Origin of the sequence: Photobacterium kishitanii (genome assembly GCF_000613045.3) — a bacterium.
Lineage (GTDB): Bacteria > Pseudomonadota > Gammaproteobacteria > Enterobacterales > Vibrionaceae > Photobacterium > Photobacterium kishitanii.
Window position 1 is genome coordinate 1,334,528 of sequence record NZ_LN794353.1, and the last position, 12,748, is coordinate 1,347,275.

The window sequence follows — 12,748 nt, forward strand, 5'->3', positions numbered from 1 at the left end:
CTCTGTGTTTTATTGGTTTGGAATATGTTCATAGAGATAAATAAAAAGTCGTAATTATTTTTCTCATTTCAATGCTGTGATTAATATTTGAATTTTTATATATCAAGCATGATAAAAACACTAATTATATATTTAGTGTTTTCATATGATTTATAGTTTGTTGTAATGTTTGGTATGAGGGCATTATATAGGGTTTGTATAATAGTAATATGTCAATATAAAGACGAAAAATATCAATATAAGGACATTTTAGCTTATTTAATCTATAAATGAGTATTACGATAAGTGCCACTTGTATCGCCTTACTCGGGAAGTAAGGCGAATAATTAATTAGTGAATACTTTGTCGTGCTTCAATGCTGCCGTGCGTTTGAATGGTTGTACCTTGAGATCCTGCACAGCCTGTTACAACCATGCCTAATAAGATAAATGCGATAATGTTCTTCATTGATAATCCTTTATTAGCATTTTGTTTATTCTATGAACAGTGTACCTGTAACCAGAAATAGCAACAAGGAGGCAGAAAAGTGCTAACTCAGGCAATAAAAAAGCCGCTGATTATAATCAGCGGCTGAGTGAGTTATATCGACATGATAGTTACAGTTTTTTTGAGAAAACGCCGCACAAACCAATGATGATTAACCCAAGGATCATAATTTCCCCTTTATTACTGTCAAAACCGGCTTTAACGCCAGAAATAGCAACAATTGCGATAGCTACTGGAATAATGTATTTAATCAATACATACCAGACATTAAACAGTGGAAATGAAACTTTGCCGTCGTTGGTGATTTCTTTTTTCAATTCGCTGCGATCTAAACGCCAACCAGCAAAAAGGCAGACCAACATACCACCAATCGCTAAAAAGATTTTATCGGTTAATAAATCAAAAATATCAAAAGCGCCAGTAGCAAATAGTGTTGGACCCAAACCGCCAATAGATAATGAGGCTAAGATACATAGTAATGCCATTACTCCGCTAGCTATAAGTACTGCGGTAACACGGCTAAAGCCTTTTTCATCAATTAAGTAAGCCACGACGACCTCTAGTAATGATACTGAAGAGGTAAGTGCTGCAACACTTAAGCCGATAAAGAACAATATTGCGAGTATTAAACCAATACCGCCCATCTCAGCAAACAGTTGTGGCACAACCACGAATACTAAACCTGGGCCTGCTGATGGTTCCATTCCAAAAGCGAACATAGCAGGGAACATTGCAATACCAGCGAGTAATGCTACGCCTGTATCCATTGCTGTGACCATTGCTGTCGTTTGTACAAGGTTCTCTTTTTTGCGCAGGTAGCTACCGTAAGTTAGCATGCAGCCCATGCCTAAGCTTAATGAGAAGAATGCTTGTCCTAATGCAGCCAATACAACGGAACTATCAATTTTTGAAAAGTCAGGCTTAAACAAAAATTCTAATCCAGCCATAGCGCCAGGTAGAGTCAAGCCTTTGATTGATACGATCATTAAAATGATAAACAATAGTGGCATTAAAATTTTACCGGCTTTCTCAATGCCGCCAGATACACCACGCATGACTACTAGAATATTAAAGAGTAGGTATAGTCCCATCCAAAAGAGAGGTTGTAGTGGGTTAGCAATAAAGCCACTAAAACTGTCACCAATAGCATCGGGTTGGCTCAATAAACCAGTAGCGACTTTATAGATATAAGCAATAGCCCAGCCACCAACAACCGGATAGAAGCCCATGATTAATAGGCCACTGAGCACGCCTAAGATGCCGACAAAAGTCCAGCGACGATCCGTGGTTTTAAAGGCTCCTACTGCAGATAGTCCTGTTTTACGTCCGACTGCAAATTCTGTCAGCATAACGCTAAAGCCAATCACGATAACAAATAGTAGATAAATAGAAACGAATGCACCGCCGCCATTTTCACCTGCGGTGTAAGGGAATTTCCAAATATTACCTAAACCTACAGCAGATCCTGCTGCTGCCATCACGAAGCCCAGTTTTGAACTCCATGTCCCTCTATTCGATGTTACTGATGATGTTGTATCCATACATGATCCTGTGATTATGATTAAGGTAATTGATTTTAAAGGATAATATATTTACTACACATATTTACTTAAGGGTGGTGAGATGAAACATAAAGGGTTTGTTTTAGTAAAGATATGGATTTGTTAAATATATTGGTTACTTTTTATCATGTATTTTATTGCTTTGAAATGAAAAACTGTAGCTAGGTAAGTAATAAAAGTGAACCTTAATAATAATTTTATGGTTAAAGTTGTTAATAAACAATGTGTTGCTTTTATTTTTGGTGGGTTTTTAGTGGTAGCATAAAATGCTAAAGTGGCGTTTTAATCCAACTTAGATAAAGATTTTACTCAGTAGCTATATAAGTAATATTGTTTAGTGGAATGATGGTTATATATAGGTAGTTATTCTGATACTAAGCTATTTCAAAGCATATAAGTTAGGTATATGGCGGAAGTTATCGTGGTAATAACTTAGACTTGTGATGAAATTTCATCATTGATGTATTATTGATCTTGTTTTGATTGTTTTTAATCAGCATTGGCGGAGAAATCTACAGTTGATGTTTTTATTATTATTATTACTTTACAGTGAGCGCGCTCGACTATATTATTCGCGGCATTGGAGAGATGGCTGAGTGGTTGAAAGCACCGGTCTTGAAAACCGGCATACGTTTATAGCGTATCTAGGGTTCAAATCCCTATCTCTCCGCCAAATTCTGAAGATTCGATTTATCGGGTTTTATAAAGAATTGGAGCGGTAGTTCAGTTGGTTAGAATACCGGCCTGTCACGCCGGGGGTCGCGGGTTCGAGTCCCGTCCGCTCCGCCAACATAAAGACATGGTGTTAATTAATTAACATGCTATGTAACGAAATTTTGTGCCGACTTAGCTCAGTAGGTAGAGCAACTGACTTGTAATCAGTAGGTCACCAGTTCGACTCCGGTAGTCGGCACCATTAAATTTCGGTGGGATTCCCGAGTGGCCAAAGGGAGCAGATTGTAAATCTGCCGGCACTGCCTTCGAAGGTTCGAATCCTTCTCCCACCACCATTACAATTCCCTCTTAGTTCAGTTGGTAGAACGCCGGACTGTTAATCCGTATGTCACTGGTTCAAGTCCAGTAGAGGGAGCCAAATAGAAAAGCCCGCAAGCAATTGCGGGCTTTTTTATGTCTAAAATTTGATAGTAATAGGGTGTTTAGCACTCGAATAGTAGTTTATCTATTGCTATTAATTATCTCTTAGTTCAGTTGGTGCTTCTTTATTGGGAAGATTAGCGGCCTGTTAATTCACATGTCACTGGTTCAAGTCCAGTAGAGGGAGCCAAATAGAAAAGCCCGCAAGTAATTGCGGGCTTTTCTATGTCTAAAATTTGATAGTAATAGGGTGTTTAGCACTCGAATAGTAGTTTATCTATTGCTATTAATTATCTCTTAGTTCAGTTGGTGCTTCTTTATTGGGAAGATTAGCGGCCTGTTAATTCACATGTCACTGGTTCAAGTCCAGTAGAGGGAGCCAAATAGAAAAGCCCGCAAGCAATTGCGGGCTTTTTTACATCTAAAATTTAGTGAAAGTAGGGTGTTAGTACTTAAGGTTTAATCATCCACTACCCATACAATTCCCTCTTCGCTCAGTTGGTGCTCTTTATTGGGAAGATTATTCGTGTCAGCGTAGCAAATTTTAGCCGTGATAAAGATTGGCTATCAGCAATGAAGATATTGAGGTGTTTAATTTCTCAGTATGTTCCGTAACAGTCAGGGTGATTATGTTTATTTGCTGTATTTTTTGTTTTATAAAACATCAACATGAATAACATTAATGTTTTTTGATTAATAGATGATCACTTGAAAATCTTTTTAATATTATTGCTTTACAGGGAAAGGTCAGCACTATATCATACGCGGCATTGGAGAGATGGCTGAGTGGTTGAAAGCACCGGTCTTGAAAACCGGCATACGTTTATAGCGTATCTAGGGTTCAAATCCCTATCTCTCCGCCAAATTCTGAAGATTCGATTTATCGGGTTTTATAAAGAATTGGAGCGGTAGTTCAGTTGGTTAGAATACCGGCCTGTCACGCCGGGGGTCGCGGGTTCGAGTCCCGTCCGCTCCGCCAACATAAAGACATAGTGTTAATTAATTAACATGCTATGTAACGAAATTTTGTGCCGACTTAGCTCAGTAGGTAGAGCAACTGACTTGTAATCAGTAGGTCACCAGTTCGACTCCGGTAGTCGGCACCATTAAATTTCGGTGGGATTCCCGAGTGGCCAAAGGGAGCAGATTGTAAATCTGCCGGCACTGCCTTCGAAGGTTCGAATCCTTCTCCCACCACCATTACAATTCCCTCTTAGTTCAGTTGGTAGAACGCCGGACTGTTAATCCGTATGTCACTGGTTCAAGTCCAGTAGAGGGAGCCAAATAGAAAAGCCCGCAAGCAATTGCGGGCTTTTTTACGTTTTGAGTTTGGTGAAGCTAGGTTTCGAGTCGCGAGAGTGTAGGGTGTTAGCTCCCACCACCATACAATCCCCTATTAGTTCAGTTGGTGCTTCTTTATTGGGAAGATTAGCGGCCTGTTAATTCACATGTCACTGGTTCAAGTCCAGTAGAGGGAGCCAAATAGAAAAGCTCGCAAGCAATTGCGGGCTTTTTTACGTTTTGAGTTTGGTGAAGCTAGGTTTCGAGTTTCGAGATTGCGAGAGTGTAGGGTGCTAGCTCCTAACACTATACAATTCCTTATTAGTTCAGTTGGTGCTTCTTTATTGGGAAGATTATTTGTGTCAGCGTAGCAAATTTTAGTCGTGATAAAGATTGGCTACCAGCAATAAAGATATTGGGGTGTTTAATTTCTCAGTATGTTCCGTAACAGTCAGGGTGATTATGTTTATTTACTGTATTTTTTGTTTTATAAAACATCAATATGAGTAACATTAATGTTTTTTGATTAATAGATGATCACTTGAAAATCTTTTTAATATTATTGCTTTACAGGGAAAGGTCAGCACTATATCATACGCGGCATTGGAGAGATGGCTGAGTGGTTGAAAGCACCGGTCTTGAAAACCGGCATACGTTTATAGCGTATCTAGGGTTCAAATCCCTATCTCTCCGCCAAATTCTGAAGATTCGATTTATCGGGTTTTATAAAGAATTGGAGCGGTAGTTCAGTTGGTTAGAATACCGGCCTGTCACGCCGGGGGTCGCGGGTTCGAGTCCCGTCCGCTCCGCCAACATAAAGACATAGTGTTAATTAATTAACATGCTATGTAACGAAATTTCGTGCCGACTTAGCTCAGTAGGTAGAGCAACTGACTTGTAATCAGTAGGTCACCAGTTCGACTCCGGTAGTCGGCACCATTAAATTTCGGTGGGATTCCCGAGTGGCCAAAGGGAGCAGATTGTAAATCTGCCGGCACTGCCTTCGAAGGTTCGAATCCTTCTCCCACCACCATTACAATTCCCTCTTAGTTCAGTTGGTAGAACGCCGGACTGTTAATCCGTATGTCACTGGTTCAAGTCCAGTAGAGGGAGCCAAATAGAAAAGCCCGCAAGCAATTGCGGGCTTTTTTACGTTTTGAGTTTGGTGAAGCTAGGTTTCGAGTCGCGAGAGTGTAGGGTGTTAGCTCCCACCACCATACAATCCCCTATTAGTTCAGTTGGTGCTTCTTTATTGGGAAGATTAGCGGCCTGTTAATTCACATGTCACTGGTTCAAGTCCAGTAGAGGGAGCCAAATAGAAAAGCCCGCAAGCAATTGCGGGCTTTTTTACATCTAAAATTTAGTGAAAGTAGGGTGTTAGTACTTAAGGTTTGATCATCCACTACCCATACAATTCCCTCTTCGCTCAGTTGGTGCTCTTTATTGGGAAGATTAGCGGTCTGTTAATTCACATGTCGTTGGTTCAAGTCCAGTAGAGGGAGCCAAATAAGAAAGCCCGCAATTACTTGCGGGCTTTTTTACGTCTAAAATTTGGTAACAGTAGGGTTTGGCGTTCAAATAGTGGTTCTTCCATTGATATACAATTCCCTGTTAGTTCAGTTGGTGCTTCTTTATTGGGAAGATTAGCGGCCTGTTAATTCACATGTCACTGGTTCAAGTCCAGTAGAGGGAGCTAAATAGAAAAGCCCGCAAGTAATTGCGGGCTTTTTGTATAGTTATTTATTTGATGTGGTTAAGAATATACGAAGTTAGTATTAACAGGCTCTGCACGCAATTTTGCTTGTTCGTTACGTTGCGTAAGAAGTAGTACAAATGCCGCAGCGAAAATAGGTAAGTGTCCTTCGACTTCGTGTATACCATGAATTATTGCTGTAGTAACGAAAGCAAAAGTTAACATGATCATCGTTAAGCGGTTTGCAACACCTGACATTAATAATAGCCCTAGTGATAGCTCACAGATACCGATAAAGAAGACAAAATGCATATCTGTACCAGCGTTTAAACCAATTTGAGGAAAGATATTGTAAAACGGGAACATTTCAATAAAGACAACAGCAAGGCCCGGATAAATGAGCTTTTCAGTTAGTGCAAGGATAGCAAGTTGAGCGCCAATACCAATACGTAATATCGTTACTGCTGAAAGCCATAATTCATCTGCGCTTTTTGTCGTAAATTTATTGATGAATTGTTTATCAATCGTAGAAACGTAAGAGCCCGTAAGTAACATGAAAATACCAATAGCGACAAATTCAAATACATAGTTAACCCAAATTTCCCAAGGTGTTAATAAAACCATTAATAATGAAGTCATAATAACCATTACGCCTGATAGGGATATGCTGATTGACGCAGTGAGTACAATTAATAATTGGGAGATTAATCCAAATAGAATAAATTCAGGTGTTAATACAATATTTGGTGCAATGAATCCTCCTTTAATAACTTGAATAGAAAAGAAGATCATTTGGATAAATACAAATACCATAACATATACTCGACGGCTGAGATTAATTTCAGCTCCCATCAGGATTTTTATAAAATTAGGCTTCGTTTCAAGACGTGTTAACCAAATTGCTAATACAGTAAAGATGGTGATAAAAGCAAATACTGTGGCATAAAAGAAGTCGAATTCAAAATAGACATCTTTCATGTCTTCTGGTGCAACAAACCATTGGACGTGTGCATGTGAAGGTAGTGAAAATAAAAGTGTTAATAATAAAAAAATATGTCGATATTGCATTTATTTACCTATTGGGATAAATGGATCATTTAAGGAATGGATAAACTGAATTAATTGTTTTCGTTCATGGGGCATTAACCGTACTGGTGTAACATCCACATAATCATTCATATACCCTGTTGGATACATATAATGATTGAGTACTTGTTCTAAATTATTAAATCTACCATCATGCATAAGGCGAGGAGCATTGTTTAAGTTTCTGAGAGACGGAACTTTATAAGCACCTTTTAAGTCTGGCCCAGATGTCCTCATATATTTAGAATTCATGCAGTTTGAACTAGTATCCCAATCTGCACATTTAAACTCTGATGCTTGATATTTTTGTATTCCAGTTAATCGGTCAAAATTAGCATCATTCCCTGTACCAATGGCAAAGAAACTATTATTCGTAAATCTCTTACCACTGTGACAATCCACACATCCTGTTTTTTCTCGGCTTAAAAAGAGTTTTAAGCCCTCTATTTCATTATAAGAAAGGGCTGTGCTAGTTGGCTCTTTTTTTATAAATGTAGTGTAGATAAACTCATCATATCGAGTCCATGTATGGTCAATTTTTGCCACATAGCTTGCAATCGCTTTACCTATTTGGGTGAATTTCTCCTTAGTGGTCATTGCTGAATTACAAAATGTCAGTGTTTGTTTGAAATCATTAATATAGTTGTCGCATACATAATTAACGGCTAACTCAGGTGTTAATTTATGATCGATTTTTAAAGCATCTAAAATTTGAGCCCATAGTGAATCTGTTCGCCCATCCCAAAAAAACCATGGTTGTTCGTGAACACCTCTTAAACTAGGTGCTTTGATATTACGCTTTAATACTTCGTGACTGATATTATTGATATCATGGAAATTAGATTCAGGAACATGACAAGACGCACAACTAATATTTCCCTTGTTACTTAATTTATTATCATTGAATAGTAAAAAGCCTAAGTTTTCTTTAGAATCAGACGGTATATTATTAATATTAAATTGATAATTTCTTAGCCTTTCATCTAATAAGCTTTCTTTTATTAAATCGATTTCTAAAGATGTAAATTTTGGTGTGTTATTTTTATTGTTTATATAGCTATATAATATTAATAGCATAATTATGAGAACAATAAAAATTCTACTAAATAGAGAACGAGTAATCTGATACAACATAATCACCGTTCGATAATTTTACTTTCCACTGACCACGCATATTAAAATAAAGACCTTCTAATAAACATAAGTTATTAGGCAGTGTGGTTAATTGAGGTTCAGTTGGTAAGCCATGTGCATGACCAAACATAAATCCTGATACTTTTAACTTTTCGCATTGAAAGCCTTTAGACTCGACCAAATAGCTATAAAATTTATCAGTGGCAGCATCGAGTTTTATGTTTTCATCTAACATTGTAGGTTGCGATGCAAGTACGTTGGTTGATGTGACTAACATTAGAGCAAATAGCAGTATATTGTATGACTTCATAATCAATGACATTAATTAATATTTTATAGTGATGGATAAATATTGCTTTTATCCTTTTGTGGCGCTGTTTATACGAGATAAACGGAATATCTCATAATTATTGATATTTCTCGTATCGATAAATAAAGTTAGACCATATTTTAACTTGTTGATTTTTTAGTATAATAAATGGAGATAATTGTGATTAATGAAACTTTTTGTTACATTTATGTATAAATAATCAATATAATAACATCAATAAAATATTATATATGTGCGGTTATCATACAACGAGCTCTAGCTATTCTTTGTGATAGAGGAGTAAAAATAAAGTTTATTAGTGACTGAAGCACTGATATGGATAACAGACATATATTTATGGTGTAAATAAAAAAGCCGCAAGTGACTGCGGGCTTTTTAGGTCTGAATATTATCAATAAAATGGGTTTACTAAATAAGTTGAATAATATTATTCAGTTCGAGTGATTGTAACTTGCGCTGCTGGATTTAAAAAACGATGAGTTGAATTTAAGGTTGATGTAGCTAATCCATCTTCAGTTGTAATAACACCTGAATGTAATGTAACTTGATCTTGCGTGTCATCTCTAACGCTATTAAATCCTTCGCCTTCGCCTTCGCCAGCAGGACCTGGAATAGTTGCTGCGGTTTCACTATTGGCTTCTGTACCACTATCCCAAACATTAAGTTTAACCGTGATAGAATCACCTTTAGCGAGTGTACTTATAACCTGTTTATTATCCGCAATAAATCCATCATTGGTATTAACTAGCATACTAGCAACGGATAAATAAGTATCAGTATTAGTCGAGGTAGTTAATGAGACTGTGTCACTACTACCGGGGAGAATAATTCCAGCACCAGATACAGCATCTAATACGTTTTTGTTTGTCTCTTTACTTGCAATATAATCACTGTTGTCTCCAGATTCAGCTAGCTTTTCTAAGCTGATTGATGCGGGTGAACCAATACTAAATAGTTTGTAGTCGTTATTATAAGCAATCGCTGTTACTGGTGATAATGGTTGATTATTAGTGAGGTTTGTAACGGTTACGGTATATTTTTTTGTATTCGATGAATTATCATGGCTATTAGGGCATCCAGATAAAATAATGATGCTTGCTAGTATGGGGAATAGATATAACTTCATCACAAACTCCTTATTTTACCGTTATTGTCATGATAGCTACAGGGTTAAGCCAGCGGTGAGATGAATAGTCAAGATCACTCAAGCCTCCTGTCGAATCACCATCGCCTAAGTTACCAGAGTGAATATGAATTTTAGTATTATGTGATGTCGTTTCAACGCCTGTACCTCCTGAGCCAAACGTAATAAATGGGGGATTAGGCATACTTGATGCTAACTCATCATTCGCTTCTGTGCCTGCATCATAACCATTTAGCATGATGGTATAAGTTCCTGCTGTGGAAGGTATTTTCCAGCTATCTAAACCAACGAAACCATCGTTTGTTGGAAGTAACATAGCGGTTAAAGATAGATGTGTTTCTGTTGTTGTGGTTATTGTAGCTGTTGTTGATACTCCTGGGTTTAATATGCCACTTGCTGGATTTTCTACAGTAATGCCACCATTATTCGACACAAATGATGATAATCCGCTAATATCACCACCTTCAGCCATGGCTTTTATTTCTGCGGAAGCTGTTGTACCCAGCTGAAATAAACGTGGCGAAGATTCAGAATGAGCAGCAATAAGTAACGGTGTGAAATAGATATTTTTAGTTGCATTGACGATAGATATTTCAAGTTCAGTCGATTGGACATGAGCAGAAAATAAAAAAACTGAAGCAAGTGATAATGTGGCTAATTTATTAAATGGTTGGTAATTATTTACAGTGGTTAATTTCATTGTAGAACCATCCTTCTTACTTAGTTAATCGTTGAGTGTTAGTTTAGTAGAAAGTGATAATTGCCTTTTTATTGCAAAGAAAAATAAAAATATAATATTACTCTGAGTAAACCTATATTAATCAATAGTGTGAAATGTGCTTTTTTTTGGTTAAATATTAGTGTCAATGGGGGATTATTGCTTTGTGCGGTATTTATTGTTAAAAATAAATATGCATAATTATTAATATTGAATAATCTGTATTTATGGTTTTACTAGAGAATATTATTATAGTGCTTCTAAAACAGTCAAAGTGATTGATAATAATATATTTTGCTTAACAACTGATCGCTTGGCTGTGATTTTAATATTATCTCTTTACAGATAAAGTCGATAGCTATATTATTCTCGGTATTGGAGAGATGGCTGAGTGGTTGAAAGCACCGGTCTTGAAAACCGGCATACGTTTATAGCGTATCTAGGGTTCAAATCCCTATCTCTCCGCCAAATTTAATTGTTGAGTTTCGACTTGGCAATAAAAAAGAAATTAGCGTGCCGACTTAGCTCAGTAGGTAGAGCAACTGACTTGTAATCAGTAGGTCACCAGTTCGACTCCGGTAGTCGGCACCATTAAATTTCGGTGGGATTCCCGAGTGGCCAAAGGGAGCAGATTGTAAATCTGCCGGCACTGCCTTCGAAGGTTCGAATCCTTCTCCCACCACCATAATTTGTAAAGATACATCGCAGGTATCGTATAATGGCTATTACTCCAGCCTTCCAAGCTTGAGATGCGGGTTCGATTCCCGCTACCTGCTCCAAACAATTCCCTCTTAGTTCAGTTGGTAGAACGCCGGACTGTTAATCCGTATGTCACTGGTTCAAGTCCAGTAGAGGGAGCCAAATAGAAAAGCCCGCAAGCAATTGCGGGCTTTTTTACGTTTGGAAATTGGTGAAATTAGGTTTTGAGGTTGCAGGGTGCTAGATCCCACCACCAAAAAACTCCCCCTTAGTTCAGTTGGTGCTTCTTTATTGGGGAGATTAGCGGCCTGTTAATTCACATGTCACTGGTTCAAGTCCAGTAGAGGGAGCCAAATAGAAAAGCCCGCAAGTAATTGCGGGCTTTTTTACGTCTAAAATTTGGTAGTAGTAGGGTATAAGCTCTTAAATAGTGATTCATCGATCGCTGTGCAATTCCCTTTTAGTTCAGTTGGTAGTTCTTTATTGGGGGAGATTAGCGTCCTGTTAATTCACATGTCATTGGCTCAAATCCAGTAGCGAGAGTCAAATAGAAAAGCCCGTAAGAAATTGCGGGTTTTTTACGTCTGTAGAAAATGATCAGCAAATCGTGTTGTGTCCAAACGGTGACCACCGTTTATTAATGGATCATTGGTTAAGCAGATCATAAAATAGTACTACTAAAATTTAGCTATTATATAAACTAATCCACTTTCTCTTTTGTACTTTAAATAATTCCCCAACAGGAATATCAAGATAATCACATAGCTGTTCAATAACTTCTAAGTCTACTCGAGTTGCTGTTTCATTATATAAACGTGTTAGCGTACCTCGATTAATGTCAGTATCTCTTGAAAGATCAGATATTTTTAAGCGATTCTCACCCATTAATTTGGATAAATGACACTTCAACTCAACTTGCGGCATATTAAGCTTTAAAAACGATATAAAGCCAAAGAAAGACACTGCTCTTACTCTGGTTTTTTGTGTTCTTTTTTTATAATAACCGTCATTCCTACAGTGAATGCCTGCGAGGGTGATAGGGAATCTATTTACGGCGTGTGGAAATCTTAAAGTGTTTAGCAATCAGGTTTGCTTATTTTGCCCCATTATGAGTTAGACCTAATACTCATTCATATTTTATTTACATGAGTTTTCATTAGTTTTATTTTCTGTCTATTTGAAGCGTTATAACTAGACGTGGTGATTTTATCGCTTGGAGGTGTATTCATAAAATTATAGAAATTAAATAATTTTAATTTTCAATTTATAGTTAATAATAGTTATTTAATACATTTCTTACTTTCTACATTCCTAATATACACATTCGACACCTGATCATTTTAAACCATTAGAGTTTGATAGGAGAATAATAATCTTATATCCAAGTTTTGTTGAGATTTTTAATTAATAAGTAAATACAGAACATAATGATTTAAATGAAGTTTGCGGTATGGGTTATAGAAAAGTGCTTGAATTTTTAATTAAAGATTATTGTTTCAATCCATGGAGAGTTAATTGA

Annotated in this window: 7 protein-coding genes and 21 tRNA genes; 21 read left to right on the forward strand and 7 right to left on the reverse strand. The window is 37.1% G+C overall.

From position 1 onward, the window contains the following. Positions 1–596: 596 nt before the first annotated feature. Entirely contained in the window at positions 597–2,027 is a 1,431-nt protein-coding gene (locus PPBDW_RS20890; RefSeq protein ID WP_036792367.1) for a sodium-dependent transporter, read from the reverse strand. 603 nt (positions 2,028–2,630) lie between these two features. Between PPBDW_RS20890 and PPBDW_RS20895 the strand changes: the two genes are divergently transcribed. The 16 genes from PPBDW_RS20895 (at position 2,631) to PPBDW_RS20970 (ending at position 5,929) form a co-directional block, all read left to right on the forward strand. Continuing rightward, positions 2,631–2,721: transfer RNA gene (locus tag PPBDW_RS20895), tRNA-Ser, on the forward strand. Positions 2,722–2,760: 39 nt separating this feature from the next. Further along, positions 2,761–2,837, forward strand: a tRNA-Asp gene (locus tag PPBDW_RS20900). A 51-nt stretch (positions 2,838–2,888) separates the two neighbouring features. After that, positions 2,889–2,964 (forward strand) — tRNA-Thr (locus PPBDW_RS20905). Positions 2,965–2,973: 9 nt separating this feature from the next. After that, positions 2,974–3,058 (forward strand) — tRNA-Tyr (locus PPBDW_RS20910). A 7-nt stretch (positions 3,059–3,065) separates the two neighbouring features. Next, positions 3,066–3,141 (forward strand) — tRNA-Asn (locus PPBDW_RS20915). A gap of 774 nt (positions 3,142–3,915) precedes the next feature. Next, positions 3,916–4,006: transfer RNA gene (locus tag PPBDW_RS20920), tRNA-Ser, on the forward strand. 39 nt (positions 4,007–4,045) lie between these two features. After that, positions 4,046–4,122 (forward strand) — tRNA-Asp (locus PPBDW_RS20925). A gap of 51 nt (positions 4,123–4,173) precedes the next feature. Beyond that, a tRNA-Thr gene (locus PPBDW_RS20930) sits at positions 4,174–4,249 on the forward strand. Positions 4,250–4,258: 9 nt separating this feature from the next. Next, positions 4,259–4,343: transfer RNA gene (locus tag PPBDW_RS20935), tRNA-Tyr, on the forward strand. A 7-nt stretch (positions 4,344–4,350) separates the two neighbouring features. Continuing rightward, positions 4,351–4,426: transfer RNA gene (locus PPBDW_RS20940), tRNA-Asn, on the forward strand. 603 nt (positions 4,427–5,029) lie between these two features. Beyond that, a tRNA-Ser gene (locus tag PPBDW_RS20945) sits at positions 5,030–5,120 on the forward strand. Between the two features lie 39 nt (positions 5,121–5,159). Beyond that, positions 5,160–5,236: transfer RNA gene (locus PPBDW_RS20950), tRNA-Asp, on the forward strand. Between the two features lie 51 nt (positions 5,237–5,287). Continuing rightward, a tRNA-Thr gene (locus PPBDW_RS20955) sits at positions 5,288–5,363 on the forward strand. Between the two features lie 9 nt (positions 5,364–5,372). Further along, a tRNA-Tyr gene (locus tag PPBDW_RS20960) sits at positions 5,373–5,457 on the forward strand. Between the two features lie 7 nt (positions 5,458–5,464). Then, a tRNA-Asn gene (locus PPBDW_RS20965) sits at positions 5,465–5,540 on the forward strand. Positions 5,541–5,839: 299 nt separating this feature from the next. Continuing rightward, positions 5,840–5,929 (forward strand) — tRNA-OTHER (locus PPBDW_RS20970). 248 nt (positions 5,930–6,177) lie between these two features. Here the strand turns inward: PPBDW_RS20970 and PPBDW_RS20975 are convergent. From PPBDW_RS20975 to PPBDW_RS20995, 5 genes are all read right to left on the reverse strand, one after another. Then, the gene (locus PPBDW_RS20975) at positions 6,178–7,185 is read right to left on the reverse strand and encodes a hypothetical protein (RefSeq protein ID WP_036792655.1); all 1,008 of its coding nucleotides are present in this window, start codon (positions 7,183–7,185) and stop codon (positions 6,178–6,180) included. Then, positions 7,186–8,280: a cytochrome-c peroxidase gene (locus PPBDW_RS20980; RefSeq protein WP_036793045.1), complete on the reverse strand. Its 1,095-nt coding sequence runs from the start codon at positions 8,278–8,280 to the stop codon at positions 7,186–7,188. A 25-nt stretch (positions 8,281–8,305) separates the two neighbouring features. After that, on the reverse strand, positions 8,306–8,647 hold the full coding sequence (locus PPBDW_RS20985) for a hypothetical protein (protein ID WP_146146238.1): 342 nt from the start codon (positions 8,645–8,647) through the stop codon (positions 8,306–8,308). Between the two features lie 448 nt (positions 8,648–9,095). Further along, positions 9,096–9,794 (reverse strand): spondin domain-containing protein, encoded by a 699-nt coding sequence (locus PPBDW_RS20990; RefSeq protein ID WP_036792652.1) that lies wholly within the window; start codon positions 9,792–9,794, stop codon positions 9,096–9,098. Positions 9,795–9,804: 10 nt separating this feature from the next. Further along, entirely contained in the window at positions 9,805–10,512 is a 708-nt protein-coding gene (locus PPBDW_RS20995) for a spondin domain-containing protein (RefSeq protein WP_054262216.1), read from the reverse strand. 395 nt (positions 10,513–10,907) lie between these two features. Between PPBDW_RS20995 and PPBDW_RS21000 the strand changes: the two genes are divergently transcribed. From PPBDW_RS21000 to PPBDW_RS21020, 5 genes are all read left to right on the forward strand, one after another. After that, positions 10,908–10,998: transfer RNA gene (locus PPBDW_RS21000), tRNA-Ser, on the forward strand. A gap of 47 nt (positions 10,999–11,045) precedes the next feature. Next, positions 11,046–11,121, forward strand: a tRNA-Thr gene (locus PPBDW_RS21005). A gap of 9 nt (positions 11,122–11,130) precedes the next feature. Then, positions 11,131–11,215, forward strand: a tRNA-Tyr gene (locus PPBDW_RS21010). Between the two features lie 19 nt (positions 11,216–11,234). Further along, positions 11,235–11,309: transfer RNA gene (locus PPBDW_RS21015), tRNA-Gly, on the forward strand. A 6-nt stretch (positions 11,310–11,315) separates the two neighbouring features. Beyond that, positions 11,316–11,391: transfer RNA gene (locus PPBDW_RS21020), tRNA-Asn, on the forward strand. A 522-nt stretch (positions 11,392–11,913) separates the two neighbouring features. On the opposite strand, the gene PPBDW_RS21025 is transcribed toward PPBDW_RS21020, so the two are convergent. Continuing rightward, positions 11,914–12,192, reverse strand: a complete 279-nt coding sequence (locus PPBDW_RS21025) for a helix-turn-helix domain-containing protein (RefSeq protein WP_424022323.1) — start codon at positions 12,190–12,192, stop codon at positions 11,914–11,916. Between the last annotated feature and the right edge of the window lie 556 nt (positions 12,193–12,748).

Coding starts and splice junctions, on each gene's coding strand:
- PPBDW_RS20890 (WP_036792367.1), bottom strand. CDS start 2,027: ATGGATACAACATCATCAGTAACATCGAATAGAGGGACATGGAGTTCA.
- PPBDW_RS20975 (WP_036792655.1), bottom strand. CDS start 7,185: ATGCAATATCGACATATTTTTTTATTATTAACACTTTTATTTTCACTA.
- PPBDW_RS20980 (WP_036793045.1), bottom strand. CDS start 8,280: ATGCTATTAATATTATATAGCTATATAAACAATAAAAATAACACACCA.
- PPBDW_RS20985 (WP_146146238.1), bottom strand. CDS start 8,647: ATGAAGTCATACAATATACTGCTATTTGCTCTAATGTTAGTCACATCA.
- PPBDW_RS20990 (WP_036792652.1), bottom strand. CDS start 9,794: ATGAAGTTATATCTATTCCCCATACTAGCAAGCATCATTATTTTATCT.
- PPBDW_RS20995 (WP_054262216.1), bottom strand. CDS start 10,512: ATGAAATTAACCACTGTAAATAATTACCAACCATTTAATAAATTAGCC.